Origin of the sequence: Streptomyces humi (assembly GCF_001005085.2) — a bacterium.
GTDB lineage: Bacteria > Actinomycetota > Actinomycetes > Streptomycetales > Streptomycetaceae > Streptomyces > Streptomyces humi.
Genome location: NZ_LBMU02000054.1, coordinates 13,637 through 31,917, shown reverse-complemented (window position 1 = coordinate 31,917; position 18,281 = coordinate 13,637). Strand labels below are relative to the sequence as shown.

Annotated in this window: 11 protein-coding genes and 1 tRNA gene; 2 read left to right on the top strand and 10 right to left on the bottom strand. The window is 72.1% G+C overall.

Features of this window, described 5'->3' with window-relative positions; all coding sequences use genetic code 11:
- Positions 1-163 precede the first annotated feature (163 nt).
- Positions 164-1,117: a helix-turn-helix transcriptional regulator gene (locus AAW13_RS24435; protein WP_046733337.1), complete on the bottom strand. Its 954-nt coding sequence runs from the start codon at positions 1,115-1,117 to the stop codon at positions 164-166.
- A 239-nt stretch (positions 1,118-1,356) separates the two neighbouring features.
- Between AAW13_RS24435 and AAW13_RS24430 the strand changes: the two genes are divergently transcribed.
- Entirely contained in the window at positions 1,357-1,758 is a 402-nt protein-coding gene (locus tag AAW13_RS24430; RefSeq protein ID WP_063777106.1) for an ANTAR domain-containing protein, read from the top strand.
- Positions 1,759-1,839: 81 nt separating this feature from the next.
- Positions 1,840-2,037, top strand: a complete 198-nt coding sequence (locus AAW13_RS47820; RefSeq protein ID WP_420855489.1) for a hypothetical protein — start codon at positions 1,840-1,842, stop codon at positions 2,035-2,037.
- A 222-nt stretch (positions 2,038-2,259) separates the two neighbouring features.
- Here AAW13_RS47820 and AAW13_RS24420 read toward each other — a convergent pair.
- From AAW13_RS24420 to AAW13_RS24380, 9 genes are all read right to left on the bottom strand, one after another.
- Positions 2,260-2,333: transfer RNA gene (locus AAW13_RS24420), tRNA-Thr, on the bottom strand.
- A 107-nt stretch (positions 2,334-2,440) separates the two neighbouring features.
- A complete protein-coding gene (locus AAW13_RS24415; RefSeq protein ID WP_046733335.1) occupies positions 2,441-4,066 on the bottom strand; it encodes an alpha/beta hydrolase in 1,626 nt (541 codons plus the stop codon).
- Positions 4,067-4,174: 108 nt separating this feature from the next.
- Positions 4,175-5,380, bottom strand: coding sequence for a DNA polymerase III subunit delta' (locus AAW13_RS24410; RefSeq protein WP_046733334.1), 1,206 nt, complete (start codon positions 5,378-5,380; stop codon positions 4,175-4,177).
- A gap of 318 nt (positions 5,381-5,698) precedes the next feature.
- Positions 5,699-8,998 carry a dTMP kinase gene (gene tmk, locus AAW13_RS24405; protein WP_046733333.1) on the bottom strand — a complete coding sequence of 1,100 codons (3,300 nt, stop codon included), beginning with the start codon at positions 8,996-8,998 and terminating at the stop codon, positions 5,699-5,701.
- Between the two features lie 620 nt (positions 8,999-9,618).
- The gene (topA, locus tag AAW13_RS24400; protein WP_046733332.1) at positions 9,619-12,492 is read right to left on the bottom strand and encodes a type I DNA topoisomerase; all 2,874 of its coding nucleotides are present in this window, start codon (positions 12,490-12,492) and stop codon (positions 9,619-9,621) included.
- A 255-nt stretch (positions 12,493-12,747) separates the two neighbouring features.
- The gene (locus tag AAW13_RS24395) at positions 12,748-12,945 is read right to left on the bottom strand and encodes a hypothetical protein (RefSeq protein ID WP_046733331.1); all 198 of its coding nucleotides are present in this window, start codon (positions 12,943-12,945) and stop codon (positions 12,748-12,750) included.
- A gap of 237 nt (positions 12,946-13,182) precedes the next feature.
- A complete protein-coding gene (locus AAW13_RS24390; protein ID WP_240528716.1) occupies positions 13,183-14,712 on the bottom strand; it encodes a DUF7059 domain-containing protein in 1,530 nt (509 codons plus the stop codon).
- A 212-nt stretch (positions 14,713-14,924) separates the two neighbouring features.
- On the bottom strand, positions 14,925-15,560 hold the full coding sequence (locus AAW13_RS24385) for a small secreted protein (RefSeq protein ID WP_071659676.1): 636 nt from the start codon (positions 15,558-15,560) through the stop codon (positions 14,925-14,927).
- A 280-nt stretch (positions 15,561-15,840) separates the two neighbouring features.
- Positions 15,841-18,246 (bottom strand): sodium-translocating pyrophosphatase, encoded by a 2,406-nt coding sequence (locus AAW13_RS24380; RefSeq protein WP_046733328.1) that lies wholly within the window; start codon positions 18,244-18,246, stop codon positions 15,841-15,843.
- Positions 18,247-18,281: the final 35 nt, after the last annotated feature.

Here is an 18,281-nt window from a genome sequence, read left to right as displayed (position 1 = left end):
GTCCACGCGTCAGTTCCGTTCCGTACCGCATATCGGGTTCCCCGGACAGAACGACCCACCCTTCCCGGGAAACCACGCCCCGCGAGCCCGGGAAACCACGCCCCGCGGGCCGGGGAGCGGACGGCACCGGACGCCGTGGGCGCCCGTCGGCGCGCGCGGTGGGTCAGGAGCCGTGGAGGGTGCGGTGCGGTGAGTGGCCGTAGCAGCCGCGGTAGAGGGCGGCGAAGCGACCGGGATGGTGGAAGCCCCAGCGGGCCGCGATCTCCGTGACCGTGGCGCCCTGGCCGGGGTCGGCGTCGAGCAGCGCCTGGTGGACGTGGGAGAGCCGCACCCTGCGCAGGTGGGCGAGCGGCGTGGTGTCGAGGTGCCGGCGGAAGGCGTACTGAAGCGCCCGGACGGTCACATGGGCCGCGGCGGCGATCTCGGCGACGGTGACGGGCTGGTCGGCGTGGTCGTCGATGTGGGCGAGGGCCCGGCGCAGCGCGGCCGGGTGGGCGTCCCTGCGGTCGGCGGCGGTCGGCTCGGTCAGCGCGGTGTTCGGGAAGGCGGCCAGGACGCTCGCGGCGAGGTGCTGGGCGGCCGTGGCGGCGACCAGCGGCTGGTCGGCGACGGCGGGCACAGCCAGCACATGGTCGCGCAGGTAGATGATCGTCTGCCGCAGCTGGTCCGCCGCCGCCGGCGAATGCGGCCGGTGCCCGGTCAGCCGGACCGTCCCGGCCCCGGACGCGTCCGCGGCGACCTGCGTCAGCAGCGCGGGGTCCAGCATGGTGATGTTGTAGCGGGCACTACAGATCCGTCCCGCGTACGGCAGCTCGGGAGGCGCGAAGGACACCACGTCACCGGGGCCGAAGGAGTCCCGCACCCCCTGGAACGCGTGGTCCTCGATGGTGCCCTCGTGAACGACGCACAGACAGATCCGGCCCAGCGGCGTGACCGAGTAGCTCATGTCGAAGTCCAGGTCGAGTTCGTCGACGCTGACCGAATCGATGGCACTGCGTTCGATCCGGGCCCGGCTGGTCCCGCTGCTGCCGTTGCCGATGCGCATCCTGGCGTAGGCGCGGCTGAGGAACTCCTCGGTACGCCCCAGGTCGTCGCTGTCGAAAGTGAGCGTCTGCACGCGGTCCCCACCTCTGGCCACGGTTCGTCCAACCCTCGCAGAGTACGACGCGTGCCCCACCGGGCACCCGTGTTCCGGCCAGTCCTGCGGCCTTTCGTTTTTCGGACAACCGCTCGTCAAGCCGTTCGCTGTGCGGCTGGTGGGCGCCGCTCGCGACGACGGAGGGTGGATCGGAACATCTGGGTTCCGGATCGCGCGGACCACCGCTCGTGGGCATGGGAGAGGCGGAGCGGCCGTACATGACGGACCAGCAGAACCTGCTCGACAAGATCGCGGCACTCCAGCGGGAAGTCGACCAGCTCCGCCATGCGCTGGTCTCGCACGCCGTCGTCGACCAGGCCATCGGGGTGCTCCGGGCGGTGCACGGCCTGGGCGGCCAGGAGAGCTGGGACGTGCTCCAGCACGTCTCGCAGAACCTCAACGTCAAGCTGCGGGAGGTGGCGGCGGACGTCCTGCGGTGGGCCGACTCCGGGCGGCTGCCGGACCGGACGGGGCCGGCCCTGCGGGAGGCGGTGGCCGCCGCGGGCCCGACCTCGTCGAGGCCCGCCCTCACGCCCTGGCGGCACACGTCCGAGGAGCCGGAAGCCCGGCCCCCGGAGCCCGGTACGAGCCGCGTCGCCACCGACGCACAGCCCCGCTGAGCGGCGACTTCCCGGTTTGCACGTGGGCAGGGACGCGGAGACGAGGTTGCCTCGGCCGGGGCGAAGGACGAGGTGAACGGGGTGGACTGGAGCCGTTTCGCGCACCAGATGGCGACCATGGCACGTGACCTGCTGGCGCAGGAGACCATGGAGGCCACGCTGGAGCGGATCACCGCGTCGGCGACCGAACTGGTGGACGGCTGCGACGCGGCCGTCCACCGACGAGGAGGACCTCGGCGCGCTGAACCTCTACTCCCGCAGGCCCGGCGCGTGTCGTGAACGCCCCGCGCCCGTGACCCGCGCGCCCTGGCCCGTCCGGCAGGGGGGCGGCGCCCGGCCCTTTTCCGGTTTTCCGGCAGGGGGGCGGCACCCGACCTCCCCAGGTGAAGCACCGCTCCCCCACCAGCCCGCCCCGATTACCCCAGAACCCCCGCCTCACACCTCCAACCCCACAAACAGCAGAAACCCCAGGTCAGAAAAGTGACCCGGGGTTTCGATCAGAGCCGCTTTCGGGATTCGAACCCGAGACCTACGCATTACGAGTGCGTTGCTCTGGCCATCTGAGCTAAAGCGGCGCGTCGCCCGCACTATGGTGCGATCAGCGACGTCGGTAAGTCTACACAGTTTCCGGGGGTGCTCCGAACACACCCCGGAGCGGGGGCTCCGGGGCCTGCCGCAGGGGCTATGAGCAGCGTTTTCCCTCCGCCGGCGGAGTGCCTTTGAGGAGATAGGTGTCGATCGCCGAGTCGATGCAGGAGCTGCCCCGGCCGTAGGCGGTGTGCCCGTCGCCGACGTAGGTGAGGAGGCGGGCCGAGCTGAGCTGGCCGGCCAGGGACTGCGCCCAGCGGTAGGGGGTCGCCGGGTCACGGGTGGTGCCGACCACGACGATCGGGGCGGCGCCCTTCGCCTCGATGCGGTGCGGCTGCCCCGTCGCCCGCACCGGCCAGTACGCGCAGTTCAGCGAGGCCCACGCCAGGTTCGGGCCGAACACCGGGGACGCCTTCTCGAACTCGGGCAGGGCCTTCTCGACCTGCGCGGGGTCGGTGAAGGCGGCGGGCAGGTCCAGGCAGTTCACCGCCGCGTTGGCGGACATCAGGTTCGAGTAGCGGCCGTCGGAGTCCCGCTCGTAGTAGCTGTCGGAGAGGGCGAGCAGGCCCGCGCCGTCGTTCTCCTTCATCGCCGCGTGCAGCGCGTCACGCAGCTGCTCCCACTCCGCCTGGTCGTACATCGCCGCGATGACACCGGTCGTGGCCAGGGACTCGGTGAGCTTGCGGCCGTCCGGGTCGCCGGTCGGGACGGGATGCGCGTCGAGCTTCTGGAAGAACGTCCTCATGTTGTCGGCGATCTGGTCCGGCGTGCTGCCCTTGGCGCCGAGCGGACAGTCGGTGCGCTTGGCGCAGTCCTTCGCGAAGGACTGGAACGCCGTCTCGAACCCGGCCGTCTGCTCCAGGTTCAGCCGGCGTGCGGACAGCGACGGGTCCATCGCGCCGTCCAGCACCATCCGCCCCACCCGCTCCGGGAACAGCCCCGCGTAGGTCGCGCCGAGGAACGTGCCGTACGACGCCCCCACGTAGTTCAGCTTCGGGTCGCCCAGCACCCCCCGCAGGATGTCCATGTCCCGCGCCGAGTCGACGGTGGAGACGTGCCGCAGCAGCTGCGCTGAATGCGTTCCGCAGGCCTCCGCGAACTTCTTGTACGCGTCGACCAGCTGGTTGGTCTCCCGCTGGTCGTCGGGGGTCATGTCGGTCTCGGTGAACGCGTCCATCTGCCGGCCGTTCAGGCATTCGACGGGCTCGCTGCGGGCGACTCCGCGCGGGTCCACCGCGACCATGTCGTAGCGCGCCCGCACCTCGGCGGGGTAGCCGATGCCGGCGTACTGCTGGAGGTAGTCCACCGCCGAACCGCCCGGCCCGCCGGGGTTGACCAGCAGCGAACCGAGCGGCTTCGCCTTGCCGGTGGCCTTCTTCCGGGCCACCGCCAGCCGGACGTCACCCGCGCCGGGCCTGGCGTAGTCCAGCGGGGCCCTCATCGTGGCGCACTGGAAGCCGGGGACACCGCAGTCGCGCCAGCTGAGCTTCTGGTCGTAGTACGACGCCAGCGCGGACGGCGTCGCCTGGGGCAGCGCGGCCAACTGGGCGGTACCGGCCGCCGTCGCCGCGGTCGCCGCGGTCGACGTGGTCGCGCTCCCCGAGGCGGAGCATCCGGAGGCGAGCAGGGCGGCGGCCGAGAGCAGGGCGGCCGCCGTGGTCCGGGTGCGGTGGGGCCGTGGGCGATTCGGGGTCTGGCGGGGGATTCGCCTGATGTGCATCAATCGAGCGTAACGCCGAGGAATGATCTCCGTGCCGTGCGTCGCGAGCGTGGCTCGTACGGGTGACCCCGGTCAACCGCATACGAACGCACCGGGTCCCCGGGGCGGTCAGCCCGATCTCAGCGCCATCGTCATCGCCTCCACCGCCAGCAGCGGCGCCACGTTGCGGTCCAGGGCGTCCCGGCAGGCGGCGATCGCGTCGATCCGGCGCAGCGTCGACTCGGGCGAGCCGGCCCGGGCCAGCCTCTCCAGGGCGTCCTCGGCGTCCGCGTTGGCGATCGCGACCCTGGAGCCCAGCTGGAGGGCGAGGACGTCGCGGTAGAAGCCGGTGAGGTCGGTGAGGGCGACGTCGAGGCTGTCGCGCTGGGTCCTGGTGCGGCGGCGTTTCTGCATGTCCTCCAGGTCCTTCATCACGCCCGCCGTACCGCGCGGCAGCCTGCCTCCCTGGGCCGCGCCGAGCGCCGCTTTCAGCTCCTCGGTCTCCTTGCCGTCCATCTCCTCGGCGAGCTGCTTGGCGTCCTCCCCCGCCGCGTCCACCAGCTCCTGGGCGGCCTTCAGGCAGGCGCCGACCTCGTCCAGCCGCAGCGGCAGCCGCAGTACGGCCGCGCGGCGCTCGCGGGCCGCCGGGTCGGTGGCCAGCCGGCGGGCCCGGTCGACGTGGCCCTGGGTGGCGCGGGCGGCGTTCGCGGCGGCCTCGGGTTCGATTCCCTCGCGCCGGACGAGCATGTCGGCGACCGCCTCCACGGAGGGCGTGCGCAGGTTCAGGTGACGGCAGCGGGAGCGGATCGTGGGCAGCACGTCCTCCAGCGAGGGGGCGCACAGCAGCCAGACCGTCCGGGGGGCGGGCTCCTCCACGGCCTTGAGGACGGCGTTCGCCGACTTCTCGTTCAGTCGCTCGGCGTCCTCGACCAGGATGATCTGCCAGCGGCCGTTCGCCGGGGACGTGTACGACTTGCGGACCGTGTCCCGCATGTCCTTGACCAGGATCTCGGCGCCGACGGCGGCGACGGTCGTGACGTCCGCGTGGGTGCCGACCAGCGCGGTGTGGCAGCCGTCGCAGAACCCGCAGCCGGGGGTGCCGCCGAGGGCGCGGTCCGAACTGACGCACTGGAGGGCGGCCGCGAAGGCCCGCGCCGTCTGGTCACGGCCGGCGCCGGGCGGGCCCGTGAACAGCCAGGCGTGGGTCATCTTCGACGACTCGGGCGGCGGCCGGTCGGCCGCCACTGCGGTGACGAGGGCGTCGGCGTCCCGGGCGGCGGCGGTGAGCACCTCGCTCACCCGCTCCTGCCCGACGAGGTCGTCCCATACGGTCATGGGTCACGCCGCCCTTTCCTCACAAACGTCACCGATACAACCCGATGCAGCCGATACAACGAACACAACCAATACAAATGACACCGGGACACACGTCACCGGTACACGCAGGACCGGGACACACGTCACCGGTACACGCAGGACCGGGACGCACGTCACCGGTACACGCACGACCGGTGCACACGCCGTCGATGCACGCGTCCCGGTCCGGCTTCCCTGTCCCGGTCCCGCTTCCATTGTGCGGGCGCCCACTGACAACGGGGGCGGCACCCGTAGGCACCGCCCCCGCGCACGCGTACCGCCCGGCGCGGCGGTTCCTCAGCCGCGCCGCCCGCGGCCTCTGCGGCCCCGGTCGTCGTCGGAGTCGGTGCCCTGCTCCTCGTAGGACCCCAGCAGTTCGTCCGCCAGCGACGGCAGGTCGTCCAGCGGGGTCTCCTCCGCCCAGTCGGGCCGGGGACGCTGCCGCCGCGCCGGAGCCTCGGCACCGGCACCGTGGTCGGCGTCGAGCTGCGGCATCTCACGCGTGCGGTCCTCGGAACCGTCGGGGTCGGCGCCCGTCCGCTCGTCCCGGAAGAAGCCGCGCGGCATCCGGTCCGCCGGGTCGTCCCCGCGCCGCGGGGCGCCGTCGCGCACCGGAGGCAGCACGGCCGTCTCGTCGGCCGCGCCCACGGGCGGCAGCACGGCCGTCTCGTCCGCGGCGCCCGGGGTCACCGGAGGCAGCACCGCGGTCTCGTCCGCGGCGCCCGGGGTCACCGGAGGCAGCACCGCGGTCTCGTCCGCGGCTCCCCGGGGCTCCTCGTCGGGCACCTGCGGCTGCGGCAGCTTCGCCGTCACCTCGGACTCGGACTCCCGGGCCGCGGGCGCCGGCTCGTCCCTTACCGGACGCAGCACCTTCGTCTCGTCGTCCCGGCCTTCCGGCCGCACCACGGGCGTCGGCACGGTCATCGCCTCCGGCGTGACACCGGGGGCCTTGGGCTGCGGGGCCGCCGACTGGTGGGCGGCCACGTCCGCCGCTGCCGCCGCCTCCGCCGCGGCGCGCCGCGCCCGCTCGGCCGCGACCAGGGCCTGCTCGGCCTTCCGCTGCTTCTCCAGGCGCCGCTCCTCGGCCTCGGCGCGCAGCCGGGTCTCCTCCTCGGCCTGCTTGCGGCGCCGCTCCTCCTCGGCCTTGCGGCGGGCCTCGGCCTCCGCGCGGGCCTTCTCCTCGGCGAGCAGCCGGGCCTGTTCCTCCTCGGCCCGCTTACGCGCCTCCTCGGCCCGCAGCCGGGCCTCCTCCGCCTGCCGTTCGGCCTCCCGGCGCTGCGCCTCCTCCAGCTCGCGGCGCTTGCGCTCCTCCTCCTCGGCACGCAGCTTGGCGAGCTGCTCCTGGCGCTCGCGCTCCAGGCGCTCCTCCTCGGCCTTGCGGGCGGCCTCCTCCTCGGCCTTGCGCCGGGCCTCCTCCTCGGCCTTCTTGCGAGCCTCCTCGGCGGCCTTGATCTCGGCCTCCGACATCGGCAGCACGGTGTCCAGGCGGGCCCGGACGACGGTGGTGACGGCCTCGGCCTCCTGGCCGGCGTCCACCACCAGGTAGCGGCCGGGGTCGGAGGCGGCCAGCGTGAGGAAACCGGCCCGCACGCGCGCGTGGAACTCGGCGGGCTCCGACTCCAGCCGGTCGGGCGCCTCGGTGAACCGCTCGCGGGCGGTCTCCGGCGGCACGTCCAGCAGGACGGTGAGGTGCGGTACGAGCCCGTCGGTCGCCCAGCGGTTGATGCGGGCCACCTCGGTCGGGGACAGATCGCGGCCCGCGCCCTGGTAGGCGACGGACGAGTCGATGTACCGGTCGGAGATGACGATCGCGCCGCGCTCCAGGGCGGGCCGCACCACGGTGTCGACGTGCTCCGCGCGGTCGGCGGCGTACAGCAGCGCCTCCGCGCGGTGCGACAGACCGGCCGACGACACGTCGAGGAGGATCGAGCGCAGTCGCTTGCCGACCGGGGTGGCACCCGGCTCGCGAGTGAGGACGACCTCGTGGCCCTTGGCGCGGATCCACTCGGCGAGGGCTTCGGCCTGGGTGGACTTGCCGGCGCCGTCACCGCCCTCCAGGGCGATGAAGAAACCGTTCGCGGTGGGCGCCTCGGCCGGGTCGTCGCCGCCCAGCAGCGCGTCCCGCAGGTCGAGGCGGAGCGGAACACCCGCGCGGTCGTCGACCTTGGCCAGGACCAGCGCGGCCACCGGCAGCAGCAGCGCGCCGACCAGCATCAGGGTGAACGCGGCACCGCCGTGCGCGAACACGAACTTGCCGTTCTCCAGCCGGTGCGGCCCGATCAGCGCGGCCACCAGGGGCGCGATCAGCGCGCCGAGCGCTATGGCGACCCGGACCACCGCGTGCAGGTGCTCGGTCGTGCGCGCCCGGCGGAAGTCCTCGGTCTCCTGGTCGAGCAGGGTGTGCCCGGTGTTGGCGGCGACGCCCGCGCCGATCCCGGCCAGCGCGACGACCAGCAGCACGGTGGTGACGTCCGGGATCAGGCCGGCGGCCAGCAGTGCGATACCGGTGAAGGCGATGGCCAGGGACAGCAGCCGGCGGCGCGAGAGCGTCGGCAGCAGCTGGGGCGCCGTGCGGATGCCGACGGCGACGCCGCCGGTCAGGGCGAGCACCAGCAGGCCGTACAGGACCGGGCCGCCGCCGAGGTCCTTGGCGTGCAGCACGGAGACGGCGACAGCCGCGGAGATCGCGCCGGCGACGGCCGCGCAGGCCAGCACCAGCAGCGGGATGACGCCGGTACGGCCCGTGTCGGTCCCGGTGCCGGTCTTGGGGCGGCGCAGCCCCTCAAGCGGCGACCGCGCGCGCGGGGTGCGGGTGCCGGGGACCTCCAGGTACACCAGCACCGACAGGGACCCGGCGAACAGGCCCGCCGCCACGTACGAGCCGAGGGCCGCCTGGTGCTGGGCGAACCAGGCGACGCCGGTGCCCAGCAGGTTGTTGACCAGGGAGGCGGCGACGAGCGTGGCGGCCGCGATCGGGACCGCCAGGAAGGTGGTGCGCAGCGACAGCCGGCGCAGGGCGTCCAGGTGGTCGGGCAGCGGCCGTACCGTCGCGCCCTCCAGGGGCGGGGCGGGCAGCAGCGCGGGGGCCGCGCTCTCCCGGCAGACGGTCCAGAAGCGCTCGGCGATTCCGGTGACGAAGGCGGTCACCAGGAGCAGCGCCGGGGCGTTCCGCGGTGTCCAGTCGATCCACAGGGGCGCGATGATCAGCAGGACGGCACGGAGTCCGTCGGCGCCGACCATGGTCCAGCGGCGGTCGAGAGGGCCGTCGGTGGCGGTCAGGGTGGTGAGCGGGCCCAGCAGGACCGCGCCGAAGAGGAGGGTGGCGAGAACGCGCACCCCGAAGACGATCGCCACCGCGAACGCCACGCCCCGGTAGCCGCCGCCGAACGAACCCTCGGCGATGGCCGCCTGGAGCGTGAGCACCACCAGCACGAGCAGTGCCAGGCTGTCGCCCACACCGCTCACCAGCTGGGCGCTCCACAACCGCCTCAACTCGGGTCGGCGCAACAGCGAGCGGACGGCGCGCTCGCGGGAATCCGCTACCAGCGCGTCGTCGGGGTCTGTCGTGGGGGCCGTTGGCTGCTCGGCTCGCGTCATGCTTTCAGCCTATCGGCAGCCGCCGACAGCCCGCCGCGACCGTCCACAGGTACGCGCGCCCCGACACCAAGTTGATGCCGGGGCGTTCGCATTGCGAAGCCGATGTGACCGATGTGACGATCGTGAACCCCTGTGAAGACCGGTTGCCTCCCCGGCCCCCGGCCCGCAGAACTCGACCACCGAGCCGACCCACCAGACTCAGCCCGGCCGACCCGGTCTCGGGGCTCAGCCCAAATCCGGGGAGCTCAGCCCAGGCTCACGGGGCTCAGCCACCAGCCGATTCGCCGACCTCAACCCACCAAGCCGCTCCACCGGACTCAGCCCGGCCGGCCCGATCCTCGGGGCTCAGCCCAAATCCGGAGGGCTCAGCCCAGGCCCGCGAGGCTCAGCCCAGGCTCACGGGGCTCAGCCACCAGCCGATTCGCCGGCCCCAACCCACCAAGCCGCTCCACCGGACTCGACCCGGCCGGCCCGATCCTCGGGGCTCAGCCCAAATCCGGAGAGCTCAGCCCCGGTGGGCGGGGCTCGGTGGGCGGGGCTCGGTGAGGTGGTTCGGGTCGGTGGGGCGGTTCGGGTCGGTGAGGTGGTTCGGGTCGGTGGGGCGGTTCGGGTCGGCGGGGTCAGTCCTCCGTGGTCGTCGTCCGGGAGGACGCCGTCGCCTTCTTCGCCGCGGCGGTCGTCTTCTTCGCGGCCGTGGCCGTCGTCGTCTTCTTCGCCGCGGTCTTCTTGGCCGCCGTCTTCTTCGCCGGCGCGGCCTTCTTGGCGGCCGTCTTCTTCGCGGGTGCGGCCTTCTTGGCGGCCGTCTTCTTCGCGGGTGCCTTCTTCGCCGTCTTCTTCGCGGGCGCCTTCGCCCGCTTCTCGGCGAGCAGCTCGTAGCCGCGCTCCGGGGTGATCGTCTCGACGCTGTCGCCGGAGCGCAGGGTCGCGTTGGTCTCCCCGTCGGTGACGTACGGCCCGAAGCGGCCGTCCTTCACCACGACCGGCTTCTCGCTGACCGGGTCGGTGCCCAGCTCCTTCAGCGGCGGCTTGGCGGCGGCCCGGCCGCGCTGCTTGGGCTGGGAGTAGATCTCCAGCGCCTCTTCGAGGGTGATCGTGAAGAGCTGGTCCTCGGAGGTGAGCGAACGCGAGTCCGTGCCCTTCTTCAGGTACGGCCCGTAGCGCCCGTTCTGCGCGGTGATCTCCTGGCCCTCGGCGTCGGCGCCGACGACCCGCGGCAGCGACATCAGCTTCAGCGCGTCCGCCAGGGTGACCGTGTCCAGGGACATGGTCTTGAAGAGCGACGCGGTACGCGGCTTGACCGCGTTCTTGCCGGTCTTCGGGGTGCCCTCGGGGAGCACCTCGGTGACGTACGGGCCGTAGCGGCCGTCCCGGGCGATGATCTGGTGGCCCGTCTCCGGGTCGGCGCCCAGCTCGAAGTCGCCGCTCGGCTTGGCGAGCAGTTCCTCCGCGAGCTCGACGGAGAGCTCGTCGGGGGCCAGGTCCTCCGGCACGTCCGCGCGCTGGTGGCCCTCGGAGTCCTTCTCGCCGCGCTCGATGTACGGCCCGTAGCGGCCGACCCGCAGCACGATGCCGTTGCCCACCGGGAACGACGACACCTCGCGCGCGTCGATCGCGCCCAGGTCGGTCACCAGCTCCTTGAGGCCGCCGAGGTGGTCCCCGTCGCCGTTGCCGGCGTCGGCCGCGCCACCGACGGCGGTGCCCTCGCCGAAGTAGAAGCGCTTGAGCCACGGCACGGCCTGCGCCTGACCGGCGGCGATGCGGTCGAGGTCGTCCTCCATGCGGGCGGTGAAGTCGTAGTCGACGAGCCGGCCGAAGTGCTTCTCCAGCAGGTTGACCACGGCGAAGCTCAGGAAGGAGGGCACCAGGGCCGTCCCCTTCTTGAACACGTAACCCCGGTCGAGGATGGTGCCGATGATCGACGCGTACGTCGACGGGCGGCCGATCTCGCGCTCTTCCAGCTCCTTGACCAGCGAGGCCTCGGTGTAGCGGGCCGGGGGCTTGGTGGCGTGCCCGTCGACCGTGATCTCCTCGGCGGACAGCGCGTCACCCTCGGCGACCTGGGGCAGCCGGCGCTCGCGGTCGTCCAGCTCGGCGTTCGGGTCGTCGGCACCCTCCACGTAGGCCTTGAGGAAGCCGTGGAAGGTGATCGTCTTGCCGGAGGCGCTGAACTCGACGTCCCGGCCGTCGGCGGCGGTGCCGGCGATCTTCACGGTGACGGAGTTCCCGGTCGCGTCCTTCATCTGGGAGGCGACGGTCCGCTTCCAGATCAGCTCGTAGAGCTTGAACTGGTCGCCGGTCAGACCGGTCTCGGCGGGCGTGCGGAAACGATCACCCGAGGGGCGGATCGCCTCGTGCGCCTCCTGCGCGTTCTTGACCTTCGCCGCGTACGTCCGCGGGGCGGGGGGCAGGTAGTCGGCCCCGTACAGCTGCGTGACCTGGGCACGGGCGGCAGCGATCGCCGTGTCGCTCAGCGTCGTGGAGTCCGTACGCATGTACGTGATGTAGCCGTTCTCGTACAGCTTCTGGGCCACCTGCATGGTGGCCTTCGCGCCGAAGCCGAGCTTGCGCGAGGCCTCCTGCTGGAGGGTCGTCGTACGGAACGGGGCGTACGGCGAGCGGCGGTACGGCTTGGACTCGACCGAGCGGACCGCGAACCGGGTGTTCTCCAGGGCGGCGGCGAGCGCACGGGCGTTCGCCTCGTCGAGGTGGAGGGTGTTCGCGGTCTTCAGCTGTCCGAGCGAGTCGAAGTCACGGCCCTGGGCGACGCGCCGGCCGTCGACCGCCTGAAGGCGGGCGACCAGCGAGGACGGGTCCGAGGGGTCGCCCGCCCGGCCGGTCGCGAAGGTGCCCGTCAGGTCCCAGTACTCGGCGGAACGGAACGCGATCCGCTCGCGTTCCCGCTCGACCACGAGCCGGGTGGCGACGGACTGGACACGGCCGGCCGACAGGCGCGGCATGACCTTCTTCCACAGGACCGGCGAGACCTCGTAGCCGTAGAGGCGGTCGAGGATGCGTCGGGTCTCCTGGGCGTCGACGAGCTTCTGGTTGAGCTGGCGCGGGTTGGCGACGGCGGCCCGGATCGCGTCCTTGGTGATCTCGTGGAAGACCATCCGCTTGACGGGGATCTTCGGCTTGAGGACCTCCTGGAGGTGCCAGGCGATCGCCTCGCCCTCGCGGTCCTCATCGGTGGCGAGGAAGAGCTCGTCGGACTCCTTGAGCAGGTCCTTGAGCTTCTTGACCTGCGCCCTCTTGTCGGCGTTGATCACATAGATGGGCTGGAAGTCGTGCTCGACGTCCACGCCGAGGCGCCGTACCTCGCCGGTGTACTGCTCGGGCACCTCGGCGGCGCCGTTGGGAAGGTCACGGATGTGCCCGACGCTCGCTTCGACGACGTATCCGGGGCCCAGATAGCCCTTGATCGTCTTCGCCTTGGCAGGCGACTCGACGATGACGAGTCGGCGGCCGCCCTGTGCGGTCTCGCTGGTCGGGGACAACTTCGCTCTTCTCTCCGGTCGACGCTGGGGCCTCCCCAGGCCTTGGTCCCGGGGTCGTGGCACGGACACGGATGTCCGCTCACTTGGTGACGCTGCGGAGTGTGACGGTACATCCCGCCCCCGTGTCAAACGGGAAAAGCCCACAACGGCCACTCGAACGGTAACCCGACTACCGCCATTCCTGCCGCCCGGAGTCCCCGGCCGCGCTCCCGCCCCAGCCCGGAGCGGCCCGCTCCCCTTACCCGCGCGCGGCCCTCACAGACGGGTCAGGCAGTACGCCCCGAGAGCCAGCGACGCCACCGCGGCGAGGCCCGCGAGGGCCGCCGAGGTGACCTGGCCCACCCCCTGGGCGACGGGTTCACCGCGTCGGACCCGGGCGCCGGTCCACACCAGCAACGCGCCTCCGAACAGGGCGAACACCGCCCCTGCGAAGATCGCCGGTCCGCTCTCCATGGCCCGTGCGCCCCTTCCCTGCCGTCCGCGACTGCCCAGCTTGCGGAGACTTGCACGCGGGGACGGCGAGCGGGCGGCCGGCGGGAGAAATCCAGGTGAACGAGGATCCGCACCTTATTCGAACATTCGATCGAGCGGCGATTCGGTGATCGTTCGGCCACATTTTTCCGGCCTTTTTCATTTTCCGGCGTGTCCTGCCGGCCACGGAGCACGCCGGACCGTACGCGGAGCCCGCCGTCAGCCGGCCGGCTCCAGGAACCCCTGCTCTACCAGAAGCCGGATCTGCGCGGGGGTACGGTCTCGCAGCAACACCGGGTCCTCACCCATCAGTTGCGCGATGGCGTCGAGAATCCGCCCCGCGCTCAGGGTGCCGTCGCACACCCCTGCGAACCCGGCGCCCACCGTGTCCACCTTGGTCGCACGGCGCATCCCGCGGTGCTGGCGCAGCACCACGTGCTCGGGGTCCTCGGCGCCGGGCAGCCCGACCTGCTCCTGGACCACCTCGACGGCGAGCCTGAAGTGCCCTTCGAGGAGATCTGCGTCGTCGTGGTCACGGAGGTAGTCGAGCCGGTCGAAGTGGGCCCGGATCGTGTCGCCGAGCGGCTGTTCGATCGAATGCGGCCACTCCTCCACGGTGACGGAAGGCACAGCGGCGCCCGTCTTCCGCAGCGTGATCCAGCCGAAGCCCACCCCCTTCACCTTGCGCGCCTCGAACTCGTCGAGCCACGCGTCGTACCGCGCCTGGTACTCCGCCGGGTCCCCGCGGTGGTCGCCGGAGTCCCTGAGCCACAGCTCGGCGTACTGGTTGACGTCCTGCACCTCGCGCTGCACGATCCACGCGTCGCAGCCGCGCGGCACCCACGACCTGACCCTGTCCTGCCAGTCCTCCCCCGCGACGTGCTGCCAGTTGGCGAGGAACTGCGCGAACCCGCCCTCGGTCAGCCGCTCCCCGGCCTGTTGAACGAGCGAGCGGCACAGATCGTCCCCGCTCATCCCGCCGTCCCGGTACGTCAGGCGGGCTCCGGGCGAGATCACGAACGGCGGGTTGGACACGATGAGGTCGTACGTCTCCCCGTCCCGGACGGGTTCGAACAGCGAGCCCTCGCGGAGGTCGGCCGCGGGGGCGCCGGACAGCGCCAGCGTGAGTGCCGTGATGTGCAGCGCGCGCGGGTTGAGGTCGGTCGCCGTCACGCGCGTGGCGTGCCGGGCGGCGTGCAGCGCCTGGATCCCGGAGCCGGTGCCGAGGTCGAGGGCGGCGGAGACGGGCGCCCGGACGGTGATGCCGGCCAGCGTCGTGGAGGCTCCGCCCACCCCCAGCACGACCTCTTCGTTCCGCTGTCCGATGCCGCCGGCTCCGCCGACCGCGCAGCCGAGGTCGGACACGATGAACCAGTCCTCGCCGTCGGGCCCGCCGTACGGCCGGACGTCCACGGTGGCGGCGACCTCGTCACCGCCCGCACGGGTCAGCCAGCCGGCCTCCAGGAGGTCTCCGGCGGGCAGGAAGTCCGCGGCGCGCGCGTGCGGCACGGGTTGCTGGAGCAGGAACAGCCGTACCAGCGTCTCCAGCGGCGTGTCCCCACGGGTGGCCCGGAGCGCGGGCACCGTCTCGCTGCGGGCCAGCGCCGCGTAGGCGGGCGCGCCGAGCAGTTCCAGGAGCCCGTCGGCGGTGAAGGAAGCGCCCAGCAGGGCGGTGCGCAGCCGGGCGGCGACGTCGGGGCGGTCGGAGGCGGGCAGGTTGGCGAGGCCGGAGTCAGTCACGCCCTCCATTGTGGCCCGCCCCCGCCCAGGGACGCGGCCTCAGCACACCCCGACCGACCCGGCACCCACCAGCCCGCGACACCGCACCGAGGGTCCCCCGGCGGACCGGGTCCGGGCGGCCGTGGCGGACCGGGTCCGGGCGGCCACGGCGGACCGGGGCGGGAGCGGGTCCGGGCGGCCCTGGTGGGCCGAGGGGAGCGGGTCCGGGAGTTCCTGGGCCGTCAGCCCGCGGTCGAGGAGGCCGAGGCCGAGGCCGAGGCCCCCGACGTCGTGGCGACCTTCTTGCAGCTGGCCTGTTCGGCGATCGCGTCCTTGACCTCGCCCTGCTCCAGCGCCTCCAGGGCCTGGGTGCCGCTCTTGTTCTGCGTCTCCAGGTCGGCCATCTGTGCGGCGACGTCGTGCAGCCCGGAGGCGAACTTCGCCTGGTCCTTGGTGTTCAGCGCGTCGACCTTCTTCTTCAGGCCGGCGTAGGACGCGGAGAGGCTGTCGAGGTTCTTGACGACGTCCTGCTGGCGCTTGGCGCCGTCGTCGATCCCGGGCGGCGCCCCGGCGCCGCTGATGGCCGCGGCGAGCGCCTTGTAGCCGTCGGACATGTCCTGGAAGGCCTGGGAGTCGGTCTTCTGGATGGTGGCGGGCGAACTCGTGGTGTTCGAGGCCGTCTGCGCGATCGCCTCGTTGGCCGCCTTGATCTTCGCGTCCTGCGCCGGGACCGCGTCGCACACGGTCTTGGCCCAGGCGATCAGCTTCGGGTCGGGGCCCTTGTCGCCGCTGCTGCACCCGGACAGCGCCCCTGCCAGTACCGCACCGCCGGACAGTGCGGCCGCGAGCTTCTTGTTCACCGGATCGGTCCCTTCCATGGCTCTCGGCCCCCGGAATCTACACGGCGGACGGCCGCCACCCTCACGATCGGCACCTTTTAGTCCGCTTTTACGATGTTTTGCTCGGGGGAGAGAAGGCTCACGACGAAACCACGCACACAGCACTCTTGTCCCGCAATTCGGGCACAGGGCGCTCAGGCCGGGAGTCGTGCGCGGGCGCGGGAACACGGAACGGGCGGACGGCGCGTCAACACGCGCCGTCCGCCCGCTCGTTGGCCGGGACTCCTCGGGAGGGTCCCGGTGGGCGTCGTAAGACCGCCTACGAGACCACCGCGGGATCGGCCGGTTTGGCCACCCGTTCGGCGTTCTCCTCGTCACCCACGGCGATGCCGCGGCGCTTGGAGACGTAGACCGCTCCGACGATCACGAGCAGCGAGAGGACCGCGATCAGGATCCGGACACCGATGCTCTTGTCGTGGCCGTAGGAGAACTTGATCACCGCGGGCGCGATGAGCAGCGACACCAGGTTCATGACCTTGAGCAGCGGGTTGATCGCGGGTCCCGCGGTGTCCTTGAAGGGGTCGCCGACCGTGTCGCCGATCACCGTGGCGGCGTGGGCCTCACTGCCCTTGCCGCCGTGATGGCCGTCCTCGACGAGCTTCTTGGCGTTGTCCCAGGCACCACCGGAGTTGGCCAGGAAGACGGCCATCAGGGTGCCCGCGCCGATCGCGCCCGCGAGGTACGAACCGAGGGCCCCGACGCCGAGCGTGAACCCGATGAAGATGGGCGCCATCACGGCGAGCAGTCCCGGCGTGGCCAGCTCCCGCAACGCGTCCTTGGTGCAGATGTCGACGACCTTGCCGTACTCGGGCGTCTCCGAGTAGTCCATGATCCCGGGGTGCTCGCGGAACTGCCGCCGCACCTCGAAGACCACCGAACCCGCCGACCGCGACACGGCGTTGATGGCGAGCCCGGAGAAGAGGAAGACGACCGCCGCGCCGGCGATGAGACCGACGAGGTTGTTGGGCTGCGAGATGTCCATCGACAGGGTCAACGGGGAGCCCGAACCGGTCAGTTTCGCACCCACGTCCTGCACGTTCGTGGTGATCGCGTCCCGGTACGACCCGAAGAGCGCCGACGCCGCGAGGACGGCGGTGGCGATCGCGATGCCCTTGGTGATGGCCTTCGTGGTGTTGCCGACGGCGTCCAGGTTGGTGAGCACCTGCGCGCCCGCGCCCTCGACGTCCCCCGACATCTCGGCGATGCCCTGGGCGTTGTCGGAGACCGGCCCGAAGGTGTCCATGGCGACGATCACGCCGACCGTGGTGAGCAGGCCGGTGCCGGCCAGCGCGACCGCGAACAGCGCGAGCATGATGGACGTACCGCCCAGCAGGAACGCGCCGTAGACGCTCAGGCCGATCAGCAGGGCGGTGTAGACGGCCGATTCGAGGCCGACCGAGATACCGGCGAGGACCACGGTGGCCGGGCCGGTCAGCGAGGTCTTGCCGATGTCCATGACGGGACGCCGGTTGGTCTCGGTGAAGTAGCCGGTCAGCTGCTGGATGACGGCCGCCAGCAGGATGCCGATGGCGACCGCGACGAGCGCGAGGATCCGCGGGTCGCCGTCCTTGGCCCGGATGGCCGCGTCACTGATGCCGTCCAGGTCGGAGTACTTCCCCGGCAGGTAGACGAAGACCGCGACCGCGACGAGCACCAGCGAGATCACCGCGGAGATGAAGAAGCCGCGGTTGATCGCGCTCATGCCGCTGCGGTCGCTGCGGCGCGGGGCGACCGCGAAGATGCCGACCATGGCGGTGAGCACACCGATCGCCGGCACCAGGAGCGGGAAGGCCAGTCCGGAGTCGCCGAAGGCCGCCTTGCCGAGGATCAGCGCGGCGACCAGGGTCACGGCGTACGACTCGAAGAGGTCGGCCGCCATGCCCGCGCAGTCGCCGACGTTGTCGCCCACGTTGTCGGCGATGGTCGCGGCATTGCGCGGGTCGTCCTCCGGAATGCCCTGTTCGACCTTGCCGACCAGGTCGGCGCCGACGTCGGCGGCCTTGGTGAAGATGCCGCCGCCGACCCGCATGAACATCGCGATGAGGGCTGCTCCGAGGCCGAAGCCCTCAAGCACCTTCGGCGCGTCGGCCGCGTACACCAGCACCACACAGGAGGCGCCGAGCAGGCCGAGCCCCACCGTGAACATGCCGACGACGCCGCCCGTGCGGAAAGCGATCTTCATGGCTTTGTGCGAGACGGCGGTGAGATCCTTTTCCGGCTCGCCTGCCGCCGGAGTGGCTTCGCGGGCCGCCGCGGCGACCCGCACATTGCTGCGTACGGCGAGCCACATGCCGATATAACCGGTGGTCGCCGAGAAGACCGCGCCGATCAGGAAGAAGATCGACCGGCCGGCGCGCTGATTCCAGTCGTCCGCGGGCAGCAGCAGGAGCAGGAAGAACACCACGACGGCGAATACGCCGAGGGTGCGCAACTGTCGGCCCAGATAGGCGTTCGCGCCTTCCTGGACCGCCGCCGCGATCTTCTTCATGCTCTCGGTGCCCTCGCCGGCCGCGAGTACCTGACGGACCAGGATCCAGGCGACCACGAGCGCGGCCAGCGCCACGGCGGCGATGACCGCCACCAGGACCCGGTTGTCGTCGGTCAGGACCGCGGCCGCGATGGTTGTGGGGTGACCCAACTGATGAGGGGTAGAAAGCCCCGCCATTCGTCCTCCTTGACGCTTGGGCTGAGCTCAAGATG